The sequence below is a fragment of the Paraburkholderia lebeckiae genome, from assembly GCF_050436225.1.
GTDB lineage: Bacteria > Pseudomonadota > Gammaproteobacteria > Burkholderiales > Burkholderiaceae > Paraburkholderia > Paraburkholderia tuberum.
Genome location: NZ_JBNDLU010000002.1, coordinates 2730258 through 2757093, shown reverse-complemented (window position 1 = coordinate 2757093; position 26836 = coordinate 2730258). Strand labels below are relative to the sequence as shown.

Annotated in this window: 28 protein-coding genes; 15 read left to right on the top strand and 13 right to left on the bottom strand. The window is 57.8% G+C overall.

Annotated elements, in window-relative coordinates:
- The first annotated feature begins 9 nt into the window (after positions 1-9).
- Together OKW45_RS27310 and OKW45_RS27305 are read left to right on the top strand one after the other, a co-directional pair.
- The gene (locus OKW45_RS27310) at positions 10-429 is read left to right on the top strand and encodes a TetR family transcriptional regulator (RefSeq protein ID WP_429472183.1); all 420 of its coding nucleotides are present in this window, start codon (positions 10-12) and stop codon (positions 427-429) included.
- Between the two features lie 40 nt (positions 430-469).
- Positions 470-595, top strand: coding sequence for a hypothetical protein (locus tag OKW45_RS27305; protein ID WP_429472181.1), 126 nt, complete (start codon positions 470-472; stop codon positions 593-595).
- A gap of 502 nt (positions 596-1097) precedes the next feature.
- On the opposite strand, the gene OKW45_RS27300 is transcribed toward OKW45_RS27305, so the two are convergent.
- A complete protein-coding gene (locus OKW45_RS27300; RefSeq protein WP_429472179.1) occupies positions 1098-1337 on the bottom strand; it encodes a helix-turn-helix domain-containing protein in 240 nt (79 codons plus the stop codon).
- Positions 1338-1635: 298 nt separating this feature from the next.
- On the opposite strand from OKW45_RS27300, the gene OKW45_RS27295 reads away from it, so the two are divergent.
- From OKW45_RS27295 to OKW45_RS27270, 6 genes are all read left to right on the top strand, one after another.
- Positions 1636-2151: a hypothetical protein gene (locus OKW45_RS27295; RefSeq protein WP_429472177.1), complete on the top strand. Its 516-nt coding sequence runs from the start codon at positions 1636-1638 to the stop codon at positions 2149-2151.
- 974 nt (positions 2152-3125) lie between these two features.
- On the top strand, positions 3126-3368 hold the full coding sequence (locus tag OKW45_RS27290; protein WP_018418975.1) for an excisionase family DNA-binding protein: 243 nt from the start codon (positions 3126-3128) through the stop codon (positions 3366-3368).
- A complete protein-coding gene (locus OKW45_RS27285) occupies positions 3365-3916 on the top strand; it encodes an HAD domain-containing protein (protein ID WP_018418976.1) in 552 nt (183 codons plus the stop codon). The genes OKW45_RS27290 and OKW45_RS27285 overlap by 4 nt, the downstream gene beginning before the upstream one ends.
- Positions 3917-4115: 199 nt before the next feature.
- Positions 4116-4547 carry a DUF6088 family protein gene (locus OKW45_RS27280; protein WP_018418977.1) on the top strand — a complete coding sequence of 144 codons (432 nt, stop codon included), beginning with the start codon at positions 4116-4118 and terminating at the stop codon, positions 4545-4547.
- A gap of 300 nt (positions 4548-4847) precedes the next feature.
- Positions 4848-5834, top strand: a complete 987-nt coding sequence (locus OKW45_RS27275) for a hypothetical protein (RefSeq protein ID WP_239499019.1) — start codon at positions 4848-4850, stop codon at positions 5832-5834.
- A gap of 12 nt (positions 5835-5846) precedes the next feature.
- Complete coding sequence (locus tag OKW45_RS27270) at positions 5847-6428, top strand: DUF2442 domain-containing protein (RefSeq protein WP_429472175.1); 582 nt, start codon at positions 5847-5849, stop codon at positions 6426-6428.
- Positions 6429-6582: 154 nt separating this feature from the next.
- On the opposite strand, the gene OKW45_RS27265 is transcribed toward OKW45_RS27270, so the two are convergent.
- The 8 genes from OKW45_RS27265 to OKW45_RS27230 all read right to left on the bottom strand — a co-directional run bounded on the left by OKW45_RS27265 (position 6583) and on the right by OKW45_RS27230 (position 12618).
- A complete protein-coding gene (locus tag OKW45_RS27265; protein WP_018418979.1) occupies positions 6583-7491 on the bottom strand; it encodes a LysR family transcriptional regulator in 909 nt (302 codons plus the stop codon).
- 103 nt (positions 7492-7594) lie between these two features.
- On the bottom strand, positions 7595-8587 hold the full coding sequence (gene iolG / locus OKW45_RS27260; protein WP_018418980.1) for an inositol 2-dehydrogenase: 993 nt from the start codon (positions 8585-8587) through the stop codon (positions 7595-7597).
- A gap of 63 nt (positions 8588-8650) precedes the next feature.
- Positions 8651-8947 (bottom strand): hypothetical protein, encoded by a 297-nt coding sequence (locus OKW45_RS27255; RefSeq protein WP_162633913.1) that lies wholly within the window; start codon positions 8945-8947, stop codon positions 8651-8653.
- 84 nt (positions 8948-9031) lie between these two features.
- Positions 9032-9835 carry an SDR family NAD(P)-dependent oxidoreductase gene (locus OKW45_RS27250; protein ID WP_429472173.1) on the bottom strand — a complete coding sequence of 268 codons (804 nt, stop codon included), beginning with the start codon at positions 9833-9835 and terminating at the stop codon, positions 9032-9034.
- 150 nt (positions 9836-9985) lie between these two features.
- Positions 9986-10270 carry a YciI family protein gene (locus tag OKW45_RS27245; RefSeq protein ID WP_429472171.1) on the bottom strand — a complete coding sequence of 95 codons (285 nt, stop codon included), beginning with the start codon at positions 10268-10270 and terminating at the stop codon, positions 9986-9988.
- 56 nt (positions 10271-10326) lie between these two features.
- The gene (locus tag OKW45_RS27240) at positions 10327-11403 is read right to left on the bottom strand and encodes a maleylacetate reductase (protein WP_429472169.1); all 1077 of its coding nucleotides are present in this window, start codon (positions 11401-11403) and stop codon (positions 10327-10329) included.
- Complete coding sequence (locus tag OKW45_RS27235) at positions 11390-11740, bottom strand: Dabb family protein (RefSeq protein ID WP_084754000.1); 351 nt, start codon at positions 11738-11740, stop codon at positions 11390-11392. The genes OKW45_RS27240 and OKW45_RS27235 overlap by 14 nt, the downstream gene beginning before the upstream one ends.
- Positions 11737-12618, bottom strand: coding sequence for an intradiol ring-cleavage dioxygenase (locus OKW45_RS27230; protein WP_429472168.1), 882 nt, complete (start codon positions 12616-12618; stop codon positions 11737-11739). The genes OKW45_RS27235 and OKW45_RS27230 overlap by 4 nt, the downstream gene beginning before the upstream one ends.
- Before the next feature lie 302 nt (positions 12619-12920).
- Here OKW45_RS27230 and OKW45_RS27225 point away from each other — a divergent pair, with 302 nt between their 5' ends.
- The 6 genes from OKW45_RS27225 to OKW45_RS27200 all read left to right on the top strand — a co-directional run bounded on the left by OKW45_RS27225 (position 12921) and on the right by OKW45_RS27200 (position 19605).
- Positions 12921-13844, top strand: coding sequence for a LysR family transcriptional regulator (locus tag OKW45_RS27225; protein WP_026225542.1), 924 nt, complete (start codon positions 12921-12923; stop codon positions 13842-13844).
- Between the two features lie 339 nt (positions 13845-14183).
- Positions 14184-15254 carry a zinc-binding dehydrogenase gene (locus OKW45_RS27220; RefSeq protein ID WP_429472166.1) on the top strand — a complete coding sequence of 357 codons (1071 nt, stop codon included), beginning with the start codon at positions 14184-14186 and terminating at the stop codon, positions 15252-15254.
- A gap of 56 nt (positions 15255-15310) precedes the next feature.
- Positions 15311-16279, top strand: coding sequence for an ABC transporter substrate-binding protein (locus OKW45_RS27215; RefSeq protein ID WP_018418988.1), 969 nt, complete (start codon positions 15311-15313; stop codon positions 16277-16279).
- A gap of 31 nt (positions 16280-16310) precedes the next feature.
- Positions 16311-17804, top strand: coding sequence for a sugar ABC transporter ATP-binding protein (locus tag OKW45_RS27210; RefSeq protein ID WP_429472164.1), 1494 nt, complete (start codon positions 16311-16313; stop codon positions 17802-17804).
- Between the two features lie 41 nt (positions 17805-17845).
- Complete coding sequence (locus OKW45_RS27205) at positions 17846-18814, top strand: ABC transporter permease (protein ID WP_018418990.1); 969 nt, start codon at positions 17846-17848, stop codon at positions 18812-18814.
- Positions 18815-18885: 71 nt separating this feature from the next.
- Positions 18886-19605, top strand: a complete 720-nt coding sequence (locus OKW45_RS27200) for an SDR family NAD(P)-dependent oxidoreductase (RefSeq protein ID WP_018418991.1) — start codon at positions 18886-18888, stop codon at positions 19603-19605.
- A gap of 390 nt (positions 19606-19995) precedes the next feature.
- Here the strand turns inward: OKW45_RS27200 and OKW45_RS27195 are convergent, their stop codons facing one another.
- Positions 19996-21120 (bottom strand): AbiJ-NTD4 domain-containing protein, encoded by a 1125-nt coding sequence (locus OKW45_RS27195; RefSeq protein WP_429472162.1) that lies wholly within the window; start codon positions 21118-21120, stop codon positions 19996-19998.
- Positions 21121-21603: 483 nt separating this feature from the next.
- Between OKW45_RS27195 and OKW45_RS27190 the strand changes: the two genes are divergently transcribed.
- A complete protein-coding gene (locus OKW45_RS27190; RefSeq protein WP_429472160.1) occupies positions 21604-23214 on the top strand; it encodes a hypothetical protein in 1611 nt (536 codons plus the stop codon).
- A gap of 33 nt (positions 23215-23247) precedes the next feature.
- Here OKW45_RS27190 and OKW45_RS27185 read toward each other — a convergent pair whose 3' ends face one another.
- From OKW45_RS27185 to OKW45_RS27175, 3 genes are read right to left on the bottom strand one after another with little or no spacing between them, the layout of a single operon-like run.
- Complete coding sequence (locus OKW45_RS27185; RefSeq protein WP_429472158.1) at positions 23248-24228, bottom strand: ABC transporter permease; 981 nt, start codon at positions 24226-24228, stop codon at positions 23248-23250.
- 14 nt (positions 24229-24242) lie between these two features.
- Positions 24243-25253, bottom strand: coding sequence for an ABC transporter permease (locus OKW45_RS27180; protein WP_429472156.1), 1011 nt, complete (start codon positions 25251-25253; stop codon positions 24243-24245).
- Positions 25246-26829: a sugar ABC transporter ATP-binding protein gene (locus OKW45_RS27175; protein ID WP_429472155.1), complete on the bottom strand. Its 1584-nt coding sequence runs from the start codon at positions 26827-26829 to the stop codon at positions 25246-25248. The genes OKW45_RS27180 and OKW45_RS27175 overlap by 8 nt, the downstream gene beginning before the upstream one ends.
- Between the last annotated feature and the right edge of the window lie 7 nt (positions 26830-26836).

Genomic DNA, 26836 nt, shown 5'->3' with positions numbered 1-26836 from the left:
GAGGAAGGTATGAAAACAACCGAAAAAAGCGCGGCGTCAAAGCCGAGAGTCCGCGACCGGTCCAAGACTAGGTTGGCGCTGAGACTCGCCATTCGACGGTTCGAAAAGAACGGTTTGACTTTGAGCATTTCAGCGATAGCAAGTGAAATAGGCGTTACTCCCGCGTTGATTCACAACACCTATCCTATAATTGCCGAAGAAATCCGCGTAAAGACTGGCCGTACCGCGCGGCAGCAACGCGATGCTAAGGCAGAGGAGTTAGATAAGGCCCAAGATAGAATACGGGACCTGACAAAGAAACTGGAAGATAGTGAGGCAGACAATGCGAAAGTGGCCTCGATAAACGAGACGCTTCGCGATGAGATTGCCACCCTACGAGGTCGCCTATCTGGCAAAGTGACTGTCATGCCCGACCGAAAAGAGGGTTAGACAAATCCGCATCGAGTACCTCTGCTCTAGCAGGAGGCACGTGAGCGCATTGACCTCCACGCCTTTTCTTACCGTGCTCGCTGCCAAGGCCGCCCGTTTCGGTGAATATTGGCGCAACGAACTTTTCTCTTCAAATCCTTCCCAGCTGCCGATAAAGCCTGCTTGAGCAGGGAGGTCGCGGAACTGTGCCGACCAGCGCTGTACGCTCTCAGCCGGCCGTGCAAGTAAACGGGTTTAGGCCGAGGGCGGGATGCGTTTAAAGCTATTGCTCTAGACGCCGGATGACCACGTCACAATTAACCCACAGCCACTCCTATCTTGATGCTCAAGAGCTGGGTGAACTGCTGAACGTCTCAACGCGCACAATCATCTTGCGAGTACGCCACCGTCCCTGGCTGCTACCACCCCGCGCTGAACTGTTTGACCGCGAACTGCTCCGTTGGCGACAGGACGTCGTCGAAGCGTGGCTCACGGCTGGCAAATAAGGAGGCCAAGGCTTTCCCAAGTCCGTCGACTGCTTAGGCCTCTGCTTACATTGCTGCGGACCGTCCCATCGCCGCCTTCTGCACAGCGCTCCTGGCCCTCGACGAGCCTCTTGATTGCATACCCGGCTCGATTCGGAAGCCGGATATACGAGTTTTCACCGCGAGCCACGGAGACCGGTTTGTCTAAAGGCCGGGGTTGGATTGTTGCAACTCCTCCGCTCGCCTAAAAAGTGTCGACAACGGAACGCCCAGAGCTAAAGAAATAGTTTCCATGGTGTCGAAGGAGGCAGGGCGGGCACCGCGCTCAAGGTTACTTAGCGCGGATAGATGGACGTTGGAAAGCTCTGCGAGCTGCGCTTGCGTCAGATTTCGCAACTTGCGTTCCGAGCTCACCGCAATACCAAAAGCCTTCCGTAACAGCATGCACGTCTTCAGAAAATTTGCGGAGCGCACAGTTTTCCGCTAAAAAGCACTTGCGTACAGAGCGCATACAGCTAAAATAAGGCGTATACGACTTATTTGAGTTCTCGGGACGATTTTTTAGCAGATGTCAGGGCGCTCCCTGTGGCCGGAGGACGTCTAGGCGCAGCGTGCGGCGCATACAACTTCAGCCAAACACAGGCCCGGCACGGCAGTTGAAATCCCAAATGTGATTGCCGGTTCCAAGCACAGGCAGGGCCAAGTGCACCGAAGACTCCATTAACTTGCAACGGAGAACTGGATGGAAGCCGTTTGTCTGAGTTACGCCCCTGCAACCACGCGAACCATGATGGCGCGCGTTGGTGCCTTCATCACGGTCGATGTTGACGGCGAAAGGTATCGACTGTCCCCGCATGAAATGCCAGGCGAGATTGAATGGCGCATTGATTTCATCCGCTGGCTTATCGCCAGAACGTTTCACCATCTCGCGACACTGCCTCCAGATGAGCGAATTAAGTCTCTCCTCTGCGTCGAAGACGAGCTCATTCGAAAGACCAATCTGCATCCAATCGAAGCACGGGCTGTCGCCGAAGGTGCACTGATTTCAATTGACGATGTCGACGACAGCGAGATATCGGCGTTGGAATCAGGAAAACCGTTGTTCGAAGCGCATGTAAAAAGTGAAGGCGACGCACTTATGGGCCGATACAGGTCGCTGGTTAAGGAATACGGCCGGAAAAGAGGTCCCGAATCTGAGGAAAAAAATCCAGACGCTCTGCCGACAGACTGGAACTGGGCACAGTTCCTCGACTGGTAGTCATTGGGCGGCAGCACCATGTTGTCTTGTCTGCAGCTTTGATTTCTAACGGCGAACATGGCAAATGTGAATCGGCAAGCGCCACGAGCTGCTGCAATCACAGCGGCAGAACGTCGCATTGACGCCATTGCCACAGCGTCGACGGTGCCACCGCTGATGGTGTGATTCGAACCAATCTGATTTATGGCCGTTGCGCACTACGCGCGGTAGGAGATAAAGGTGCTGAGAGTGACGGTTGAACTGTGGCCAGGCGGTCGAGAGTCGGGCAAGCGACTGCTTGCAACTGCGGACATTGCCCGGGTAAGAAGTGGTGCGCATGCAGACTACGCCATCCGGCTGCACGACGACGTTCTTGGCGACATCGGCACTGCAACTTTGACGGGATACCGTCGCTGTGCTGGCACTGTGCTCGACCTCGCCACCCGTGCCATCGCTACTGCGCTTGCGGGTAGCGAGCAGCTACCGCCCCGCCCCGTAATGCCCGAGGTGACTGTGCACAAAAGTGGCACGACGCCATATGTGCGCATGCGTGAAATTCCTGAGCCTGCGCGAACGCTTTTTGCGAGGAACATGCGTAGCTCAACGTGCCCGCTAATCGAGGAAGACGATGAGCCGCGAGGCTGCGTCTACGCCTGGGATTGGGAAGACTTTTTGCGTGGGGCGAGATAGTGCTGAAAATCACCATCGAGCTGTGCCGGCCGCATGGCCCTAGCCACGTCCTGGGGGACGCGGAAATCGAGAACGTTAGCGGTGACGAAGAGCACGCTGACTACGTAACCTCTTTCGCCAACTACGGGGACTATGCCGTCACGCTCCGTGAGGGCGCCGATGAGCACGAAGTGGGCCCAGCAACGCTGACCTCTTCCCCCCGTTTTGGCGGCACTGTTTGGGATTTCGTCGCACGCGGAGTCGCGACCGCTTCTGCCGGCAAAGAAGGGCTGCCTCCCCGCCCAGTATTCCCATGGCGGTGACCAATGAACAGCACCATGACTGTCGCAGAGGTCGCGGCACTACTGAACGTAACGCCCGCGTATGTGGTGAAGTTAATCACTGGCGGCAAATTGGGCGCAACCGCAGACACGGACGGTACACGCGCTATCACACGCACTGATGCAGAGGCGTACCGGTTGCGAGCAAGGAGACGTGGCCGCGAGGCGCTCGAAGAACTCGCGCGCGTCTCGCAGGAAGTCGGCCTGTACAACGACAAACGAAAATGAGCACTATCCCGACTCCGCTTCCGGCAGTGCCACCACCCGCCACGACTGGCGGCCTCGTTTTATACCTTGATTTTGACGGCGTTTTACACCCCGAGAATGTCTACATGCGAACGGGTCGGGGCCCTTACATAGCGTCCCCTGAGGGGCACGAGCTGTTTGAGCATGCGGAACTGCTGGAGCGCGTGCTGCTGCCATACCCCGACGTCAAGATTGTGTTGAGTACGAGTTGGGTACGCGTGTACCAAAGTGTCGCGCGAGTCGCGCGCAAATTGCCGCCTGAACTGCGAGCTCGAATAGTGGGCGCGACGTATCACGCAAGCATGGACCCGGAGACTTTTCGACGGGCGCCCCGAGGAATGCAAATATGGGCCGATGTACTGCGGCGACAGCCGACGGATTGGCTTGCCGTCGACGACGACTATCTGCACTGGCCGTCATGGGCCAAGGACAAACTTGTGAAAACTCACGAGATACTGGGTATAAGTGCGCCCGTAGTGCTCGCTGAGCTGTCCACAAAACTCGCTCTCATGCATGCGGAGCCACCATGAGCACTACAAGCTATGAGGTACCGGAGCCGCTCGTAGATACACGTGTGCGCTCGTATGTGGAGAGCATGAGTGCACTTTGCGGGCTATCGCGCTCGCATCCAGTGTGCGAAGGACAGTCAATTCAGTTTGAGGGGGCGCCGTGGGAGCCGAGCATCGCAGCACTACGCTCGCGGTTCGTTCAAGGACCGTTCCCTGTGCGATGAAACTCGAGGACCGCGTTACGCGTTCAATTGGCAGGCGCAAGGGCGCCGTGATTCTTCGTCGCGAGCTGGAACGCTTTGGAAGTCCCGCACAGCTGAGCCGCGTGTTGGCAAGACTTGTCGGCACTGGAGCGCTGGTGCGAGTCAGTCGGGGCGTCTATGCGAAGACGAGACGCAACAAATTCACCGGCGATTTAACGCCGGCCGGCACTTTGGAGTCAATTGCTGCGGAGACATTCAGGAAGCTCGGCATTGCTATCAAGCACGGGAAGCTTGGTCTGGAGTACAACTCAGGCCGCTCGACGCAGGTGCCGATGCTTGCAGTCGTCAACACGGGGAATCGTCGCATAACCCGAAAGATTCAGGTTGGACGCAGAACCTTGACGTATGAGCGCGACAGAGCATTGCGACGAAAGGAGGCAAAGCAATGAAAGTACGCGAGCTTCTCAAGTGCTTGCATGATGCAGACCCGGAGGCAGTTGTGTTGTGGCTTCAATCGTATGCTGACGCCACCGACGCAGAGGAGATTTGTTATATAGCCTGTCCGCAGGAGCCGTGGACCTGCGAGCGGCATTTGTCGACAGACGGACATTTGAGCGACGTGCACTATCCATCCGGACACGGGCCATCGCTCGGGTGGGACGAACGGACTGACCAGCAATGGTCCGAACGGGTAGTCATACTGTCCTCCAGTCCGGGAGGCCCCTATGTCTAGTGGCTGGGAAATAGCCATGCGTCGAATCGACGCGGAGTACGACCTTCCTCAATTTTTGGCGTCAGCTCTTGTGCGGAAAATCGCGGCGAACCAATTCCGGCTACCGCCGACGGAGCGCGTTAAGTTTCAGCGGCTATCCGATGAGGTGATTGCTCGCATCGAAGAAATCGTACGCGACGCATACCTCGAAGCTGGGGAGGATGTTGGCGGCGACACTGTGCGCGCGCACCTTTGGCAGCAAGCCCTAACTGCTCGACGCGATATGGTTGCAAATGGCGAATTGATTTCAGAAGCCGATTTCCGCCAACGTCTTGGCCTGCCTCGGCCGCGTCTAAGCAAATTGCTCGCAGACGGCAGCGTCTTCGCGCTGGAGGTCGAAGGTGCAGAGTACTTCCCTGTCTTGCTCGCAGACCCAGCACTTAACCAACAGCGCCTGCAGGAAATCTGCCGAGTGATTGTTCCTGCTCCATCGTGGTCTCGACTAGATTTCTTGTCGTCAAAGCGAGGAAGCTTGGGTGACCGCAGTCCTGTTGAGATGCTTGATGCTGACCATGATTTCAAACGTGCGCGCAAAGCGGCTACAGCGTGGGCAAGTAAGTGGTCGCGCACTGTCGTCAAAATGTATCAAGGCGAGCACGAGTTTGAGCCCATAGGCATTAACCCCTTATACACAGCTGCTGCAGAGATTGACCCGAGGAGGCCGATATGGACGCGCGCATCGGAAGCGCTGCATATTCACGGATACGAATGGCCACCGGGTCCATATCCTGACGTCCGAAAATTTACCCTCTTTGTTGAGCGACAAACAGTTGGACACGCTACGCCGACGCCGGAGGCTTGCGTGCAAATCTTGGTCGACGGCGAATGCATTCGCGTCCGCATCATCGCTGCCGCTGGCACTCACTTGGATTCAGAAGCTGTGCTCAGCGGCAACGCCAAGAGCTTTGTCGAAGTTGCAGAGCGAGTCATCGCTCACTCCGTCGCGAAAAGCGGAGGCCGCTAAAGGAGCGGCGTCATGATAAGTCACATACGACCGATAGCCATTGAAGTAATCGTCGACGAAAGTAATCTGACCGTCCTCCTAAAGCATGGGGGCCGGGTGCGACTTCCGTTGCGATTGTTTCCAAAATTGTGGGTGGCGGCCCCTGAGCAACGTAGCGACGTTCGCATCTCTGCCTCTGGAGCTGGTTTGAGATGGGACCAGCTCGATGAAGACATCCGCGTGAGCGCACTGCTGCATGATGCTGAACGTCGTCATCGCGACGAACGATTAACCTCGTGCGTGCCAATAGACTTTCCCTCGAACCCAACGCCTGCATTGCTGTCAGGAACGCAGCCGAAACTCGCGGGGCGGATAATTGACGGCAGGTTTGTCGTCGGCTTGACAGCGGAAGAGCGATGGGTACGTTGGGACATGTGTGAAGACTTGGCGCAGCAGTTGGTGCCAAAAACCCTACAAGATGCAGCCAAATTTCCGCAAAATTCGCACGATGTGACGCTGCGACGAATGAGGCGAGCGATTGTAGGAAAAAATTGGACGGGGGGCGCTGAAACGGACTGGCTTATGCAACGGCTGCGGGTCTTGCTCGGCTGGTGACAGCCAACTGAGCGAGGGCTCACATGGGCGTCGACATCGCGAACAAGTCGCAGTTCATCTTTGCAGGCGCTAACCGCAGGCCACACGCCTGCGCTGCAGGTGGCTTCCAACATGTGGCGAGTTCCGGTGTTCGCCGCCCGGACGCAGCGCTAAATCAGTCAAGCTCGCCTTGTTCGGCTAGTGATAACAGGGTGTCGACAACATGTCGTACTTTCGGTCGCAAGTGAGCTACCTTCGGCCAAACCGCGTGCACATCGATAAGGTCACTGGAGAAATCGTCAAGCACCGACAGCAATGCTCGAGATTCCAGATGTCGCCGTAGCAGCGACATCGGCATCTGGCAAAGCCCCATACCAGCGAGAGCAGCCTCAACAATCGAGTCACCGTCGCTGATTTGATGCGTTGCAGGTGGCGATATGCGACGAGATTCGCCATTGATATTGACTCGCCACGAGAGCGGTTGACCGCGCCGATGGCCGAGGATGCAAGCGTGAAGTTCCAGGTCCTCAAGCCTACCCGGAGTTCCACGCTGTTCGAGATATTCCGGAGATGCTGCAATCACCATGCGCTGGCGGGTTAGGCGACGAGCTATCAAGCCACTTGAGCTTTGAAGTTCGCCAAAACGGATGACGAGGTCGACTCCTTCTTCTATCGGGTCTATCAAGTGGTCCGAGAAAGTCATCGTCAACTGCAAATCAGGATTCTTCTGAGCGATTTGCAGCAGGATAGGCACGAGTATCCGTCGGCCAAAGGCAGCGGGCATATCAACTCGCAAGCGGCCTGCCGGTCGCTGATGACCAGGACCGAGCGCAGTCTCTGCTGTGGAGATTTCATCGAGTGCTGAGGCACATGCCGCGAGGTAGGCTTCGCCGTCCGCAGTGAGGGAGATGCTTCGCGTTGTGCGATGGAACAGCTGTGCACCAAGACGGTCTTCCAACTTGGCAATTGCCTTCCCCACAGCAGACTTCGTCAGCCCCAGTTGCTCGGCCGCGTCGGTAAAGCTGCGCGATTTGGCGGCGGTGACGAAAATCACGACGCCGCTGAATGAATCGACCTGTGCCATGGGGCTGTCCTATTGAAGAGTATCGTTCTCCATATAGGGCTCAAAACCGGATATTGTCAACTTGAGGCGAAAGCCCCAGGCTGGTGGCTGTAGCCGTCCACCGCTAGATTTTGACGGCGGACCCCGTGCTAGCCGCCTGGATGGCGCAGTTCGCGATTCGCAAAGCACAAATTCCGTCTCGGGGCGTCGCGGGCATCGGCGCGTCCGTTTCAAGTGCCGTCAGGAAGCTGTCCAGTTCGACTTTGTATGAGTCCGCATGTCGCTCCAGAAAGAAATTGAGAAGCGGCTCACGTGCCTCAGTCCTTTCGCTCGTCCAGCGCCGTAGACTAGACGGACGATGGTTCTCATTCAGCACCATGCCCTTTGAGCCGAAGACTTCTACACGCTGGTCGAACCCATACACCGCCTGGCGCGAACCATTGATATGACATTGCTTACCGGAAGCAGTGCGCAGCAACACCATCACGCTGTCGTAGTCCGGAAGCTCTTCCAAGCCAGGGTCGACAAGACAGTTTCCCATAGCCATCACTTCGACAGGCTCCTCGCCGAGCAACCAGCGAGCTGTGTCGAAATCGTGGATGGTCATGTCGCGGAATATTCCGCCCGAGTGCCGAAGATATTCGCGCGGAGCCAAGCCGGGGTCGCGGCTCGTAATGACAACCTGCCTCACTTCGCCCACCTCGCCGTCTTCGATGGCCCGCTTGAGTCGCATTGCGTCGGGGTCGAAGCGTCGATTGAAAGCGAGCATGACGCGACCATTGAGACGCTCGATTTCCTCCACCGCCGCGAGGGCGCGCGCGATATCAAGGTCGATGGGCTTCTCGCAGAGAACCGGCTTGCCGAGCCGAACGGCCTGTAGCGTCAAGTCAATATGTGTATCAGTCGGCGTGCCGACGATAATGGCATCAACGTCTTCACGGTCGACGACTGCCTTGCAGTCTATGGATGCGTCGCATCCAAGGTCCGTTGCAAGCACCTCGACCGCCTCCTTGTTGGGGTCGGCCACGGCGACGAGTTTCACTCGACGGTCTGCGGCGACATTGGCCGCGTGAATTTTTCCGATGCGCCCGGCACCGAGAACTGCGATACGCAACATGTGAGTCTCCTATATTTCCGTCGGCTTATCAGGCACGCCGACTACTCATTCATTTGATACGTGTCAGGACGGTTTTCGTCCGCCAACACGCGCTGTTTGCTTGCTCGACGGCGGCGCCTCGGACTGGTTCTCAGTCGACTCAACAGAGGGAACCTCAGCAATCTGTCGGCTGAGCCGAAGAATGTCATCCAGCCCAAAGTCCCGCACCTCCGGTACTCGCTCTCCGCGTGCTTTTGCTACTGCAGTCGCGATGCGAAGCGCATTTGAGCGTTCACGCATCAGTAATTCGAGAGCTTCGACCAGAAAAGTACGCTCTCTCGGCGACACTTTCGCCCCAATCACATGGTCGTAGGAAGACATACTCTGGTCCTCAGAACAATGTAGCCGTGAAAGCGGTCGCGAAACTTCGGGATGAAACAATGCCGACAACGGGTCCTTCCGCCGTCAAATGAGACTGCGGATACTGCCGCCGTCGACACCCCAGACCGCGGACGTAACGAACGATGCGAGGTCGGAGGCCATGAAAACAATCACGTTGGCCACTTCGTCGGGTTGGCCCAAGCGCTTCAGCGGCAGCTGGCGCCGAGACAACTCGTGCTCGACCGCGTCTTTTGGAGCCATGCCATGAAACTTGCCCATCGTGTCGGCAAATCCGCCGTCTTTCGTCCAGAACGGCGTCCAGACTGGACCCGGCGCAACTGCGTTCACACGAATCTTGGGAGCTTCGGCGCGCGCGAGACCCTTTGTCAAAGCGAGCACCGCTGCCTTGGATGCAGAATAGTCAATAGGAACAGGTTCAGGCTGGCGAGCCAGGTCCGACGCGTTGTTGATAATCACGGCCTTCTCACGAGTACGCAGCACCGGCAGCAGGTATCGGCATGTGCGGACGTAGCTCATGAAATTGAGATTCATCGTGAAGTCCCATTCCTCGTCCGAAAGTTCTTCGAACGTGCGGACCTTCCCAGCGCCAACGTTGTTGACGAGGATGTCCACCTGGCCGTTATGTGACTTCAGGGCCGCGTCAACACCGCCTTTGACACCATCGGCCGTGGACAAATCTGCCTGTGCAATCGTGACGTTAGCGCCAAACGAGCGCAACTCCGACTCGGTTTCTTTGAGCGCATTCGCATCGATGTCAATAAGGCAAAGACGTGCGCCTTCGCGTGCGAAGCCCAGCGCTGTGGCGCGTCCGATGCCTTGCGCCCCGCCTGTGATGAGCACAATCTTTCCTTCGAGGCCTGTCTCCATGATGTCTCCGTCGTGATGTTCCGTACTGTTGCCAGCGCTCGGAGAATCGATGATGTTTCCTTCATCGAAGTCCTCTGTTTTTCGAGGACGAGCGCGACCCAAGGCTCGCAATTGCGAGGCCGCAATGTAAAAATGTAGCGATGCGACGGGTTAGCGGTTATCGACCCGCTTGATGAATGGCCTGATGTCGACCGTGTCCCAAATTCCTACCTTGTTGAACGGGTCTGCTTCTACGAAATTCTTGATGTCTTCGATGCTATCGGCTTCGTAGAGAAAGAAGCTGCCAATCATCGTCTGGCCATCTGCCTTCGTCAGCGGTCCGGAGATGAGTGTCTTTACAGGTGCCGTTTGCAGATAGGCCTTGTGTGCGTCATAGTTTTCAAGGCGGCGCTCGACCATGTTCGGGTGGTCAAGACAGTAGACGGTGAAGTTCATTTTCGTCTCCTTACTTCGATTCAGGCATTCGAATCCCGTTTCATTTATTCCGGGCTTCAGGTCGTCACTGCGCGCGGTGCGACACCGTCGAAGGCATCCTGTAAAAGCTCAAGTAGAGCTTCGCGTTCAATTTGCCGCGGATTCCAGTAGGGATTCGAGCTGGCTATATCGGCGGCCTTCGTGACGTCCTCGGCCGACATGCCGATGTCCTTGAGAGCCAAAGGTGCGCCGCAGCGCTTGGCAAGTTCATAGACACCCAGCGCAGCGTCGCCCGAGCCAAGCGCGCGAGCAATGCGATGCATCGCTTCCGGTGCGGCCTGCCGGTTGTAAGCGAGCGCATGCGGCAGGACGATGGTGTGCGTCTGCGCGTGGGGAAGGTTGAAGCTTCCGCCGAGCGTGTGACACAACTTGTGGTGAAGCGCCATTCCGACGCTGCCAAGGACCATTCCGCAGAGCCACGCGCCGTATTGGGCGTCCGAACGGGCTTCGATGTTCTGCGAGTTGGCGACGATTGCTGGCAATGCACGAGCGAGAGCAGCGATGCCTTCTTCGGCCATCAAACTCGTGACAGGGTTTGCATCGCGCGAATACAAAGCTTCGGCAGCGTGTGCGATTGCGTTGATGCCGCTCGTGACCGACAGCGCGACCGGAAGCGACATCGTCAGGTCCGCATCGTAAATGACTGTCTTTGGCAACACGCGCAGGTCCGTACCTGTCTTCTTCAGCCCGGCATCAGTGATGCCATAGATAGGCGTCATTTCGCTGCCCGCATAAGTCGTCGGTACCGCGAGAATCGGCAGGTCTGACTCGAGCGCAATAGCCTTCCCCAGACCTATCGTCGAGCCGCCTCCAACAGCTATCGCGCAGTCGGCCTTCAGTTCCCTCGCGAGGGCGCGAGCTTCCTTGGCCAACTCGAGTGGCACGTGCATGACCGCGCGGTCGAAAACGGCAGCGGCGCGCGACCCGAGGCGCGCAGCGACGGCTTCGCCCGTCTCCTTCTGCTCCGGGCTACACAGAATGAGTGCTCGCTCGGAATTCAGCTGAAGCACTTCGCGCTCAAGGTGCTGCAAACTGCCCGGGCCAAACACAACCCGGCCGGCACGTGCCTGATAAACAAACTCACGCTTTTGCATTAAGTAACTCCGCTGTACGCTCGAAACTTAGACCGACATCGGCGTGGTAGTCGACCTGGAACCGTTCGGTGCGCAGGTCACCGAGTTCATTACGCACGCGCAGATGTTCGGGATGAGACGCATATGCTTCCAACGCTTCCCAAGAGTCGAATTCGGTGACGAGAACTGCATCACAAGCGTAAGCGACCTGGCTGTCATCAAGTCCGACCTCGAGGTGCCGCATCCCGGGGATGCGGCCACGCAGACCCTCGAAACTGGTCTTGACGAGGTTAGATGCAGCTAGGCGCTCCGCGGGCGTGTCACCACGGACTCGCCACATCACGATATGCCGAATCATGCGTGAACCTCCGAAGGGTTAAGCACGAAGTCGTATTCAAGCGAATACCACGGGACCGTCATTTCCCGGCCATTCGGCGCCACACCCGGCTCGTGGCGCTTCCATTCGGAAATCAGCGATGAGCGAACCCCGAACACGACGTCCGAATCGAGATACTGGTCCCCATCACGAAACACATGCGTGATGAGCGTTTGGTAACCCGGCGCTTCAATCATGAAGTGCAGGTGAGCAGGCCGCCACGGATGCCGACCGGTAGCCGCCAACATGCGACCAACAGGCCCATCGTGCGGGATGGGATACGCTTCGGCGAGAATCGAGCGGAAGCTGAAAAAACCTTCGGCGTCGGCCTTCAATCGACCGCGGGCACGGTGGATGGCGTTGCCTGCCTCGTCGAGGTTCTGGACGTCATAGAACCCGTCCTCGTCCGATTGCCAGACGTCAATTTGCGCATTCGCGATGCTTTCGCCATCTGCGCCGCGAACCTGCCCCTTCACATAGCAGGGCGCACCCTTCGCACCGTTCGAGATGTCGTCGCCGTTGCTATAGAGGGGCGCTCCCTCCACATAGAATGGCCCGAAGACGGTTGCTTCCGTGCAATTCGACGGCTTCCGGTTGTTCTGCGACATGACCAGCATGGAAAGGCCGAGCGTGTCGGACAGCAGGATGAACTCCTGCCGTTTGTCATCGGTGATGTGACCTACTTCCGTCAGAAACCTGATTGCCTTGAACCACTCGTCCTCGGTGAGATGAACGTCGCGGGCAAAGGCATGGAGGTGTTGAACCAGGCTCGTCATTACGGTCCTCAATCTCGCGTCCGTGCAGTCTGCGAATGAGGCGATGGCGGCTTGAGTAATGGTGTCTTCGTTGATGTTGCGCATCGTGCGTGTCTCCGTTGTGCGCTCAGGCGTCTGAGAACGAAAGGTAAAGGGTCAACCGGGTAAATAAAATGCCTCGAAGTGAAATGACATTTCCACCCTCCGGAAGAATCGGCCCGCCTGCCGCAATTCAGGCCTTCACGGCACTTTTGCCCGTTCGTGCTCGCTTCTCGATTGTAGAAAGTGATTCTACAAATCGACTACCTGAAGTCGGTTTATCAGTTCTCCCTTCTACGGCATATTTGGTCCCGAAGGCGTGGAAGAATCCCTTCCGATTTTTCCAGCAGGACTCGATGAGGTAGATGATGGACCGCTGGACGCAACTGCAGTTGTTCGTGCTCACTGCCGATTTGGGCAGCCTGTCGAAGGCTGCGGAGCAGCTCGACATGTCAAACGCCGCCGCCAGCCGCACCCTAAGTTCGCTGGAAGAGCGCCTCGGCGCGAGATTGATAGAACGGACGACGCGGCGCATGTGGCTCACTGACGCCGGTCGTGAATATCATCGTCGCTGCACCGCGGTTATCTCTGAACTGTCCGAGGCTGACTCGATTGCTTCCGAAGAAGCGGTCAGTCCGAAGGGCGTTCTTCGCGTGACGAGTTCCGTGTCATTCGCAATGATGCACATCGCTCCATCGCTTCCCGAGTTCCTCAAGCGCTATCCCAACCTGTCGGTGCAAATCGTCGCGGCGAATCAGTACCAGAACTTCATCGAAGCCGGGATAGACATCGCCATTCGCACCAAGGAGCACGAGGGAGACTCGGGCATCACCATTCGTCGTCTTGCTGAGACCCGGCGAGTGCTGGCGGCGTCACCGGCTTACCTCGCGGCTCACGGTCGTCCTCAGAACCCGGAGGACCTGGAGCAGCACAACATGCTCGTCTACAACCTCGCCGTTGACCCGTGTCTGCTTCACCTGCGTCGCGGAAAGGAAGAACGCAATATCGCCATCACCAGTGCCCTGGACTCAAACGAAGGCCAGGTCATCGTGGCGGCCGGACGGGCGGGACTCGGAATTGTCGTGCAGCCCCTTTACATCATTCACGATGACATCGTGTCGGGGCGCCTCGTTCCAGTACTCGAAGACTGGCAGCTGCCGCGTCTGACCATCAACCTGGCTTATCAAAGCAGGCGTTACCAGCCGGCGAAAATCAGAGTTTTCACCGAGTTCCTCATCGAGCGCGTGAAGAATCTCAATCTCGAGGAACGATGGATGACCTTTGCGACTTGAAGCAGGCCGGGACCTCGGGGCTTCGCCGACCCGAAGCCCATTAACGTGTACCGATATTTCCGCCTGGTGGAAATATGATTTCGGCATCAGGCATGTTTCCCGATGGAAGGCGGCCATACCCTATAAAAACAAAATCCCGCTCAGGGAACCGAAGCCCATGATGCCCAGGAGACACCTATGAACTATCCAATCCTTCTCGCCTCGCCACCGAGCGCTCCCTCTGCACCCCTTCGCTCATAGTCGGCCGGGTAGCAAATCTACAGCGCACGCTTTTTGTTGCGGAAGACCATTTCGGTCTTGTCCGACTGGTGACCTGTTGTCTTCATTTTGAGGATAGAGATGAAAGCCGTCCGATTCCATGGCAAGCACGACCTTCGCATTGACGACGTCAAAGAACCCGGCGACCTCAAGTCCGACCAGGTCCTTGTACGTGCCACTTTCTGCGGCATCTGTGGCACGGACCTTCACGAGTACGACCACGGACCTACCTGGACCTCCGCAGAATCGAACCCATACAGCGGCGCGGCGCTTCCACAAATTCTTGGACACGAGTTCTCCGGCGAGGTACTCGCGGTCGGCAACGCCGTGACGAACGTCTCACCGGGTGACCGCGTTTCCATTCAACCGCAGATTGGGCCTCGCGAAGACTATTTCGGCCGTCGCAATCTACCATTCCTCGGCCCAAAAGCTTCGGTCGTAGGTCTGAGTTGGCCATGGGGTGGCATGGCAGAAAAAGCCATCATCCAGGAATCAAACGCAATCGTGCTGCCACCGGACATCACGGACCAGCAAGGCGCACTTGTCGAACCTGCTGCCGTGGGTGTACACGCGGTCGACCGTTCAGGCATCAAGCCTGGGGACAGCATCCTCATCACCGGAGCGGGGACCATCGGCGCGATGGTGGCCCTGGCTGCGCGGGCGTCCGGGGTCACGAACATCTTCGTAAGCGAGCCGAATGCAAACCGTCGCGAACGGTTTCAGCGCATGGACATCGGGGTAACCGTTTTCGACCCTCTGTCCACTGACATCACATCCCGGGTTCGCGGCATGACTTTCGAAGGCATCGGCGTGGATGCCGCCATCGAATGTTCAGGCAACGGCAGAGCATTCAACACCTGCACCGACGCGGTCCGCGCACAAGGCGTGGTCGTTCAGGTCGGACTGATGCCGGGAAAGATTGAGGCGGACCCGTTCCGTTGGACCGTCAAGGACCTCACCATCAGGGGCTCGCTGAACTACCCCCTAACCATCTGGCCGCGCATTTTCTCGATGATGCGTGGCGGACTCTTTCCGGTCGAGAAAGTCGTCGATGCAGAAGTCGATATGCACGATGTCAAAGAGCGAGGGTTTGACGCATTGCTCGCGCCCGGAAGCGCAAAGCTGAAGATTCTCGTCAGCATTAACCGATGAGCTAAACGTCAGTTGCTCAAAGCAATCACATAAGCGTATTACTGAAGGAGACAAACATGAAAGCATTCATTGCAAGCGTTGCTGCTATGGCCACGGTATTGGTGTCACCGAACCTGGTGGCGGCGCCGACCATGACAATCCCCGTCATCGTGAAGAACACGAGCGTGCCGTTCTGGCAAGCCGTCTTCGCCGGTGCATGCACGGCCGGAAAGAAATATGGCGTCACGGTGCCCAGACTTGGCGCAAGCAGCGAGGCAGACATGTCCGGACAAATCGGCATTTTCGAGAACGCTGTCTCGGGAAAACCGGCGGCCGTCGTGATTACCCCGGTCTCCGCTGAGGCGCTCGGACCGGCCATCGACGAAGCCGCGACAAAGGTTCCGGTCGTCGTAGCTGACACGCCTTCGAACTCCAAGAAAGTTGCCGCGACTGTGATGACGGACAACGTCGCTGCCGGTCGCCTGGGCGCGGACACCCTTGCGCAGGAGATTCAGAAGAAGTACGGCAAAGCCGAAGGCCAGGTTGCGATTCTCCAGTTCCTACCAGGCGTGAAGTCCGTTCAGGACCGTGTCGACGGTTTCAAGGATGAAATGGCCAAAAAGTACCCGGGCATCAAGGTGGTCACGACCCGTATCGGCGACGGGTCGGTAACCGGTTCTCTCAACACCACGCTTGACGTGCTTTCGACGTTTCCGCAGCTCCGTGGGATTTTTGGCGACACCTTTTACAGTGGGCTCGGGGTCGGCCAAGGTATCGCAGAGACGCACGCGAAAGACCGTGTGATGGGGGTCACCGTCGACTCGACCGATGAACTCGTCAAGCTGGTTCGCAGCGGCGACATGAAGGCGATGATTGTGCAAGACCCATTCCAGATGGGCTACCTGTCCATTGAGGCCGCGGTCAAGAAGGTCAAGGGCGAAAAAGTCAACACCTTCATTGACACCGGAGCCCACGTCATACGCACCGCCGACCTCGACACACCCGAAGGAAAGCGCCTGCTCAATCCGGACCTCAGCTGCCGGTGAAGACCCGGCAACGATAACAGGGAGAAGCGCCATGAACGAACCTCTGTTCACGCTACGCGGATTGAGCAAGGTCTATCCAGGTACGACCGCACTGAAGTCGATAGACCTCGAGCTCCGCAAGGGCGAAATCCATGCAATCGTAGGTGAGAACGGGGCTGGAAAGTCGACGCTCATCAAGATACTCACCGGCGCCGTGCAGAAGACCACGGGGTCGCTCGTGTGGGAAGGCACACCAGTCGAGTTCGACGGTCCGTTGGATGCGTTGAAGCTTGGCATCGCTGCGATTCATCAAGAGGTAGTTCTTTGCCCGCATCTAAGCGTTGCCGCAAATCTCTACCTCGGCCATGAAGAGACAAAACTCGGCATGATGCGCCGGCGCAAGATGCTCGTCGACGGTCGTGCCTTGCTCAAACGCGTCGGCTTCGACATCGACGCGTCGCGACGGCTCGGTGATTTGACGATAGGACAGCAGCAGCTTGTGGCGACTGCTCGAGCTGCTGCGGGCGATACGCGACTCATCATCTTCGATGAGCCGACTGCCTACCTGACGCGAAGCGAGACCGACCAGTTGTTCAAGCTTGTTCGAGAACTGAATGGGCGCGGCGTGACGGTGGTGTATATCAGCCATCGCATGGAGGAGATTCTCGAGCTTGCGGACCGCGCCAGCGTGATGCGCGACGGCAGCCTCATCTCGACGCATCAGGTGAAAGGTGTTGATGCGGCGCCACTCTCGGCCCGGCTAGTCAAAGACATGGTCGCGCGCGAGTTGGCAGACGTCCACTTCAAGGCGAAGGTTCCTACCGGCGAAGAACTCATCAAGGTCGAAGGGCTATCGGGGAAAGGATTCGAAGACATATCCCTGACAGTGCGCCGCGGAGAAATCGTCGGGCTCTATGGGCTGATTGGCTCCGGTCGGAGCGAGTTTGTCGAGACTGTCTTCGGCCGTCGAAAGCAAATAGCCGGCGCGGTCAAGTGGCGCGGAGAGTCGTTGCGTATCAGGTCTGAGCGAGATGCGGTCAAGGCAGGCATCGCGCTGCTGCCCGAGAGCCGCCGGGACCAAGGGCTATGTCTCAATCTGTCGGTTCGATTGAATCTCAATCTGGCCAGTTATCCGTCGATTTCACTCGGAGGTCTGCTGCGTCGAGGTGACGAACGCAAGAACGCCAGCGACCAGGTCAAGGCGCTTTCTATCCGCACACCTGGCATCGAAGTCAACGCGTCGTCGCTTTCCGGAGGCAACCAACAGAAGCTCGTGCTTGGCAAGTGGCTGATTCCGGGTGCCGACCTCTTCATCGTGGACGAGCCGACCGTCGGAGTCGACGTCGGGGCCAAGAGCGAAATCTACAAGCTCTTTGCAAAGCTGCTAGCGGACGGGGCCGGAATCATCCTGATTTCGTCCTATCTGCCCGAGGTCTACGACCTCGCGGACATGCTGCACGTTTTCCGCAAGGGAAAGCTGGCGGCCAGCGCTCATCCTGGCTCAACTTCCCACGAAGCGATTCTCGCCGCCGCAATCGGCGCTTGATGGCTTCACAACCAAATCTTTGGATTTACTCGAGGATGAAAATGTCGACCATTCAATCTCCCGCGACGATGTCTCGGCTCGGTCGGATGACCTGGCTGCTGGACCTCACACTCTTTCTCGTCCTCGTGCTCTTATGGATAGGACTGTCGTTAGCGACCCCGAACTTCCTCACGGAAGAAAACATCACGAACCTCCTCCGGCAAGTCTCCTTCTGGGCCATCATCGCCATCGGACAGACATTCGTGATGATTACCGCTGGCATCGACCTCTCTGTCGGTGCTGTCGTGGGTCTTTCTTCTGTTGTGGTCTCGATGCTGATTAAGAGTGGCATGCCCATCAGCGCCGCGATTGTCCTGACTTTGCTGATTGGAGTCGTGATTGGCGGGTTCCATGGATTTTGCACCACCAAACTCGGCCTCCCGCCTTTTATCACCACGCTGGCAACTCTCACGTCGTTGCGCGGGTTCACGCTCCTGATAACCCGGGGCGAGCCCGTAGCGGGACTACCCATGGCGTTCACGTCATTCGCACGCGGTTCGTTCCTGGGTGTTCCGACGCTTTTCTGGACGGTTCTGGTCGTAGCGGTCCCTGGATATTTCCTCCTGCATCGTTCCCGGTGGGGCCGCTACCTCTTTGCCGTCGGTTCGAACAAAGAGGCCGTTCGTCTGTCTGGTGTGAACGTGCCCCTCGTTATTTACGTGGCCTACATAGTCTCGGCCGTATGTGCGGCGCTCGTCGGCATTCTCGTTGCAAGTCGCCTCAGCATTGGCATGGCAACCACCGGCGAGGGCTGGGAACTGCAGTCGATTGCTTCGGCCGTCATCGGTGGAGCAAGTCTTTTTGGCGCAGTCGGAAACATCCAGGGTCCGATTATCGGAGCAGCCCTTCTCACTACGCTTGCTCAGGGCGCGAACCTTCTGAACATCGACCCGTTCTGGCAACGAATCGTGACTGGCATCCTCATTATCGTCATCGTGTTCCTCGACCAGATGCGCCGCAGGGGCCGCTAGAACCGTAACCGAGGCGCTTGACGCCTCCACCCTGGACAAAAGAAACCGTAGACGCTGAACCGGAGATGAATATGGACAGACTTAAAGGCAAAGTAGCTCTCGTCACGGGAGCAGCGCAGGGAATTGGCCTGGCTGTGGCACAGGCATTTGCACGAGAGGGAGCGACAGTAATCGCCGGAGACATTAAACCCGGAGCCGCGACGGACGGGGTTGAGCATGTGAAGCTCGACGTTTCGTTGAACGATGACTGGATTCGCGTCGTTGATGGAATTCTTACGAAACACGGACGCATTGATGTCCTTGTCAACAACGCTGGCATTGTGGAGTGCTACGAGCCGGTACACGGAACTGACAGGGAAAGCTGGGACCGCGTTCTCGCCGTGAATCTCACGGGAAGCTTCCTTGGTATGCAGGCCGTCCTGCCGTCAATGCGAGCCGTCAAGCATGGCTCGATTATCAACTTCTCTTCGATTTGGGGAAACGTGGGTGTGCCTGGGGCCGCAGCGTACAACGCAGCTAAGGGCGGTGTCCGGAACATGACCAAGAATGCCGCCGTAACGTACGCGCCTGAGAATATTCGCGTGAACTCAGTGCATCCCGGCCTTATTCGTACACCGCTTGTTGACGCTCAGTCCGACGACATGAATGCGGGAATCATCAAGAGCACGCCGATGGGTCGGATGGGAACTCCGGAGGAAGTGGCTGCCGGATGCGTGTTCCTTGCCAGCGACGAGGCTTCCTTCATAACGGGAAGCGAATTGGTCATCGACGGCGGATACCTCGCCCAGTAGTCATCGAACGGCCTGAATCAAGTAGGCGGTGAGTGGATAGAGAGTCCCACCGTATCAGCAGTTCGCTGGCGTCGTCGGAGGGCCGCGGGCTACCAAATCTTTTCTAAGAGCCCCAACACCAGTTGTCGGGGCCTCCCTATCTGCTCCGCGCGGTCACATAATCACCGCGCCTTTGTCACCATAGCCAATCGGAGCGACCGCCATCTGCGCGAGGAACGGCGTAATGGTCCGCGAGCCTTTGAAGGATGACTCGCCACTTTGCAGCCACGCGCCACGCCGGCGCTCGACGAATGCGCGCCCGCATGCATCAGCGCTGTTCGGCCGTATTCCGTTTCCCTCGACCAGCGGTTGTCGCCGGGCCGCAAGGAGAAGTGCGTCGCAAACCTTCGTTCACTGCGGCGAGCGGCAGGTTTCTCCACGCACGGGTGCGTGTCGATTCGTAGTGGTGGGGTACCTGATTGAAAGCAGCCCAAAAGCTGTGAATCCTCTCCTCCGCCAAAGACTCGCCGTACCGTGCTCCGGGTTAGCCGCTCCAATGCCCACGCAGCGACTGTCGAGGAACCTGGTAGAACACGATTCTTCCGCGTGTGCGTGTATAACTGCTGATTTGCACTGAATCCTGACTGACGGGCTCAGGTTGGTCCTCACAAGATTGTCGATGTAGGCACTAGCGCCATTTTCCTTGCCACGAGTCCAGCCTTTGGTATCCGACACTATTTTGATAGCGCTCTCGAGCGCTTTTCCGGCGAAAAATGCCGGGTCCTTGTCGTTGGAATCGCGACGGTCAAGTGCTTCAGCCATGTCAATGCTCACGTTTTCCCACACAGGAGACGCGACGAGACGCCAGAAGGGAGAAGCAATCTCGCGCTCGATGACCTCGTCGGTAGCTACTTGGACGAATCCGTTGTGAAACGTCAACGGAGCACCCGCTCGACGGAACCGCTCGTTGAGCTCTTCGACCTGCCTTTGGAAGGTCTGATTCAGCGACGCATTTTGCGCCCGAACTCCGTCCTCCGCGAGCCCCGGCACGCGAAGGCCTTGCCGCGCAGTCGGGCGGAGCTTCGCTGCGAGCAGAGCTTGTGGGAGGTCCGCGTTTGCTTTGGCTACCTCATCGTGGCGCAGGCGCATGACCAGTTCAATGAAGCTCACCCGCTCCTTAATGTAGGGGTCAGCGTTGGAAAGACCAACCTGCGGCATGGCGTTTACGAATTGCTCGCACACGTAGTCGTAGGTCCAATAGCCAGACTGATGCCAATCCTGACCCATCGGTCCTTTTGTCGTAAACGAATAGTGGCGCTGCGCCAATTCGTTCACACCTAACTCTCGAGCGAGGCGATTGTGAGCTTCTTGCCACTTGGCTTCGTTCGCCTCGACCTTTTTACCCGAGCCGCCGAATACTGTGTATATCTCTTTCGCGAGGGCGATTGTTTGATTGAGGAGGCGACGCTCGGCCTCGGTATATTGGGACCAAACCCGATACTTCGTATATCGATAGGCAAAGATGTCGGTCAGCATGTCGGCAGGTTTTCCTTCTGGATTTGAAATTGCTCTGGCGCGGAGTCAACGTCAAAATCAAGCTATGGCATGAATGCTAAGCTATCCGCGAAACGAACGGTTGCCATTCCTTTGAATCCATATAAGCACACACCCGTCGCCGAAGTTGTTTTCCAGGCGCTAAACCATCTGCAGTGCCACTGCGGTCGCTTCATCCCCGCCATGCAGAGCGCGGCAATGCCGCGCTTCGCACCGGATTTCCCCAGAGGGCCCATGCCCGTTCGCACGGAACGGTTGTGGGATTGTTCCGCTGCTCGGAAGCCGCCGTGCTCACAATACAGGCGGGCACCACGATGCTGACTACGACGTACGTCCGACAGCACACTCGTGTTCCAGGGAGCGAAGATTTATTTTCATACTCGGTGTGGTTGTCCTGATGAGGTGTAGGGAGGCGCGCAGCGCTAGAATGCCGCCACAATCATGTGCATGGGCCGCGGAAGCCAGATGGGAACAAACACAAGAGACGACTTCAGTCAGCCGGTGAAGCAGATGCTCGCCGAACGCGTCAACTTCCATTGCTCGGTCTGCGACGCGCCGACTCTGGGGTCAAAAACCGGGACAACGGACAAGAGGTTTTCGGTCGGCAAGGCGGCGCACATCAAGGCCGCCGCGAAGAACGGTCCGCGTTACGACAAGAATCAGACGCCGGCCGAGCGCAAATCCATTGAAAATGGTGTGTGGGCGTGCGCCACCTGCGCGGACATCATCGACCGCGACGCCGAAGCGTATTCGGTGGCAGACTTACTCCGCATCAAGACGGACGCTGAGTGGGTCGCAAACATAAGAGCAGGCAAACCACCTGGCAGCGAGGTGTCAGCATTGACGAACCCCACCGCAATCAAGCGAGCGGTGGACGTGTTTTGCAGTCGGGAGTCGGCGCGCCAAGAGCGCATCGACCCGCGCTTCAAGGTCGGTGTGCGCATGGGCGAGTCGGGCCCCATGTACGAGGTCACGGCAAAGGAGACAGTTGAAGCCCGGCTCGTGGTCACCGCCGAGGACAACGAGCGCAAAGTCCAGGCACTACGCGAATTTTTCAACTATGGCGGCAACTTGATGCTGGACGGCGCGGACCTTCGGATGGAAGGCTCCCCCCTATTTCGGACGGACGAGGTAGCCGCCACTCGCTGGCAGCTATCGTCAACCCTACGCCCGGTCACGATGACAGTTGTGGTGGCGGAGAGGTCAAGCTCGCCGCTGTATATCGAGTTCGCCGGTAACGGCTCCCGAGGCAATAAAGGTGCGAAGTTCCAAGGTACGGCGTTCGGCGGAATGCTCACGGCAACCCTGACCGCCGACTACTCGGGCGCTTTAACCGACTTCACATTTAACATCAATACCCAGCAGTGGGCGAGCAAGCCGGTTCGCCGGCTACCCCATTTCTCTCGTCTGCAGCAGATTGTCCAGCTTCTCACGGCGCCGACTCGAGTTCAAATCCTATGCACGCACGAAGGCCTCGAATCTGAATTCGGGACGGGTCTATTCGATGGACGTGAAACATTTCGGCCATTGCGCGCGCTTTTGGATGAAATCTCGGTTATTCGGCGACTTGATGCTTTCTTCGAGCTGAACCTCGCGTTGCCTGCCGACATCAGCGACGTACTGCTCCTCCAATGCGACATGGCCTGGCTGCTCGGTTTGATTAGCCTCGAAACCTCCGCAGAGACCGAAGTCAACTTTCTCGCGGCGTCGTCCGACCAAGCCATGCCGTTGAAGGCTATCCTCGCAAATCAGACGCCGGAGGCAATGACGCTCAAACACCGCATCGACCTGGAAATCTATGGCCGTAGCTATGGTCCTTTTGACCTGGAGGTGTCATGCCCGGCAGTCGGTATCCACGTGGTTGGACCGGCGAACATCGAGCCGGGGATGTCGGTCGAACTAGCGATGCGTGCCGTCGAAGGTAACCACTGGACACCTCGCCTTGTCCATAGGCCTGCTGGGCTTACGATTTTCGAGCAGGCCCCTCCAGCTACGGGTAGCGTCGCGTGGAGTCTCGGGGCACAGGACGGCACGTCTGTTCTAGATTGGCTCCCCAAAAAAATGACCGACGCGTGAAAAGCGCGTCGGCCTTGCAACAGCATCGTTTCGCTAAACCGCGGTGGCCGCCTTTCGCCGAACGAATCGTTCGAGCGGCGCCGCCAATACCGCGCCCAGGCGCCCATCGAGCAGAACCACAATCAGAAGCAACAGTCCGTTGACGAGAAGAATCTGGGTAGACGTGGCATTCAACAGGCCGAGCCCATTGTTCAGCACCGTAAGAATCAGAACGCCCATTGCTACACCGAGCGGCGAGCCGATACCTCCGCCCAACGCAACACCGCCGACAATCGCGGCCGAAGCCGCCTGAAGCAGGATATTGCTTCCCATCGTTGCTGACGCAGTCGCCAGGCTCAGCGAGAGAAGGCCTCCGCCAAGTGCCGACAGTCCGCCGGAGATGACGAAACCGACTGTTAGCGCCTTACCCACACGCGCGCCACTCTGAATTGCTGCCTTCCGATGACCGCCTGACGCGTAGATGTCACGGCCGAGGGTGGTGTAGCGCAGGAAAAGCGACACGACGATGAAACAGACGATTGTGATGAGGCTACGGGGCGAGAAGATTCCCGCGACGTTCTGGTCGAGGAAGTCGCTGACATCAAGGTTGGCGTAACTCAACACGCGACCACCTGCAATCCAGTAACCGACACCGGTAAGGAACATCATGGAGCCGACGGTCGTCACCAGCGAAGAGACACCGAGCCACGGCAGCAGGGCAGCGTTGGCGACGCCGACCACCACGCCGAAGATGATTGCGTACAGTATGCCGAGCATCGCACTATCGCCACCGAACTTCACCGTGATGAGGCCGGCAACTGTCGAGATTGCAGCGACGCTCAGGTCGAACTCGCCCGCAATCATCGTGACCGAGAGACCCAGCGCGATGATGCCGAGGAAGGCAAACGCCTGGAAGATTGCGTAGAGGTTCGCTTGCGAAAAATAGTGGTCGACGCAGAGGCCGAAGATAACAGGCATTCCCACGAGCAATACGAGGCGAATGGCCAGATTGAGAAGTCGTTGAGACTCTTCCATTTTCAAATCTCCTGTTATTTCCGTCCCGGGCCGAGTCGGGCGAGCAACGCTCCGAACACGACGGCCGCCAGCACCACGATGCCCTTTGCTACCAACTGGTACTCGTAACTCACACCGCTGACCAGCAGGATGTTGCTGATAACGGCGAGAAAAATTGCTCCCGTGACCGCGTCGGAGATTTGTCCGCGTCCGCCACGAATCGAGATTCCGCCGACGAGCACGGCAGCGATTGCGTTGAAGTCGAGGTCGATGCCGTAGGTCAGGTTGCCTTGAGCCGACGACGATGCAATCAACGACCCGGCAAGCGCGGCTGCGGCCCCTGCGAATCCGTAGCAAACGAGCGGTGCTGCCATCAACCGGAGTCCAGCGATGCGTGCAACTTCAGCTCGCATACCAATCAGTCTAATTTCCCGCCCGATACGAGATTTCTGCAGGATGAAGCTTGCGATGGCCGCAAAGATAGCCAGCACCAGGATTTGATTCGGCAGCCAGCCACACAACCTTCCTTGACCGAGCCACGTAGCGTCACCCTTTCCGATGACTGTCAGCCCTCCGGTGTAGATAACACCAGCACCAACGATGATTGAAGAGGTGGCAATCGTGGTGATGATGGGATTCGCTTTACCCAATGCGATGATTCCACCCTGGACAGCCCCCATCAGAAGGCCGCTCAGCACGACGAGCAGCAGCGTTGCGCCAAGGCCCAGATGAATGAGCGCGGCAAACATCACAGTGGAGACGGCCGCTGTCGCACCCATTGAAAGCATGAACAGATTTCCGCTGAGGGTCACGAGCGCCATCCCGATAGCGCCAATGCCGACCGCGGCCACCGAGTACATTAGTGACTGCACGTTTCCGAATTCGGTGAAGTGCGGAACGATAGCCGCAGCGACCACGATAAGAGCAAGGGTTGCGATGCGAATCGACGCAGCGTGAATACTCGTCGTGCCAAACAATGCTGCGGCCCAACGTCGTAGCGCAGTTGTTGATACCTGCGCGGTAGGCTCAAGAGCTGTCTTATGCATTACCCACCTCCACAGGCTGGTTTCGGAAAGAGACATGGGCATGAGATGCATCGCCGTCGCCTGCCACGATGTCATGCAGAAGCGTGTCGCCGCTTATTTCGAACCGCGGCTTATGACGGACCATCCGGCCTTTGAATACTGTCAGAACCGTATCCGCGAGCTCCAGGATTTCTTCGAGGTCCGTCGAGTAGAAGACAATCGCCAACCCTTCATCCGCCATCTTGCGCAGCGTCGCGTAAATTTCGCTGCGGGCGCCAATATCAACGCCCCGGGTAGGTTCGTTCAGAAGCAACAGACGAGGCGCCAGTGCCACTGCCTTGGCGAGAGAGACTTTCTGCTGGTTGCCGCCGCTGAGTGTGGATACCTCGTGCGGAAGGCGCTTGGGGTCGATGGTGAACATTGAGGCCAGGCGTCGTGCCTCTTCCTGTTCACCGGCTCGCCGCATGATTCCCGCTCGGGTGAACTTCGCCATGACGGACGCGGTGATATTGATGGCAATCGGCGCATCCAGGAAAACGCCTTTGTCAGCGCGGTCTTCCGCCACGTAAGCGATACCAGCTCGCAGCGAGTTCCGGATGCTGTCGAGCTTGACGGTTTGACCGTCCATTTTCACAGCACTGGAAATATCACCGCGAAGGCCAGCGAGGGCCTCAACAACAACTTCCGCTCCCGAACCCAACTGGCCGACCACGGCGAGGATTTCCCCCGGCGCGACGTTCAGTGAGAGTTCCTTGACCTTGTCCGCGACCGTCAGGTTGAAAATCGAGAGACGCGGCGTGATGTTGCCGCGGTTCTCCGCCGGCATGACCTTGCTATGCACCAGCTCGCGACCAATCATTGCCTTGACCACCTCTGCGGTCGTCATATCCGCGGTGCGCTGCGTGAGCACATGCTGTCCATTGCGGAAGACCGTTACCCGGTCCGTGAGCGCAAACACTTCGTCGAGTCGATGGCTGACGAAAATCATCGCGGTCCCCTGGTCACGCAGCCTGCGCGCGACGTCAAAGACCCGGACAATCTCTGCATCCGACAAGGTCGCGGTAGGTTCGTCCAGGAGCAGGACCTTCGCTTGACGCGACATGCCCCGAGCGATTTCGACGAGCTGGCATTCGGCGAGGCTGAGCCGCGAGGCAGGCACATCGAGCTTGATATGCGACAGTCCGACCGAATCCAGATGTTCGCGAACAGAATCCCGGTATTGGCTGCGACGGTAGATTTCGCTCTGGTCCGCGCCACCGAGAAGAATGTTGTCGAGCACCGACAGCGTCGGGACGATAGCAAGCTCCTGGTGAACGATGGAGATAAGTCTGGGGTCCGTGCGATGCCCGAGTTTCAGTTGATGTCCGTCGACGGTAATTTCGCCGTCGTCCGGGTGCACGAGGCCACCGAGAATTTTGATAAACGTGCTTTTGCCCGCACCGTTCTCGCCACATAGTGCGTGAATCTCACCAGGTGCCAGTTCGAGGCTGACACCGGTAAGCGCCTTCACGCCACCATAGTGTTTGGTCAGATTGCGAGCGCAGAGCAGACTCTGAGCGGCGAGTGTCTCGCCGCCTGTTTTAGCGTCTTGCAGCATTGTCTTC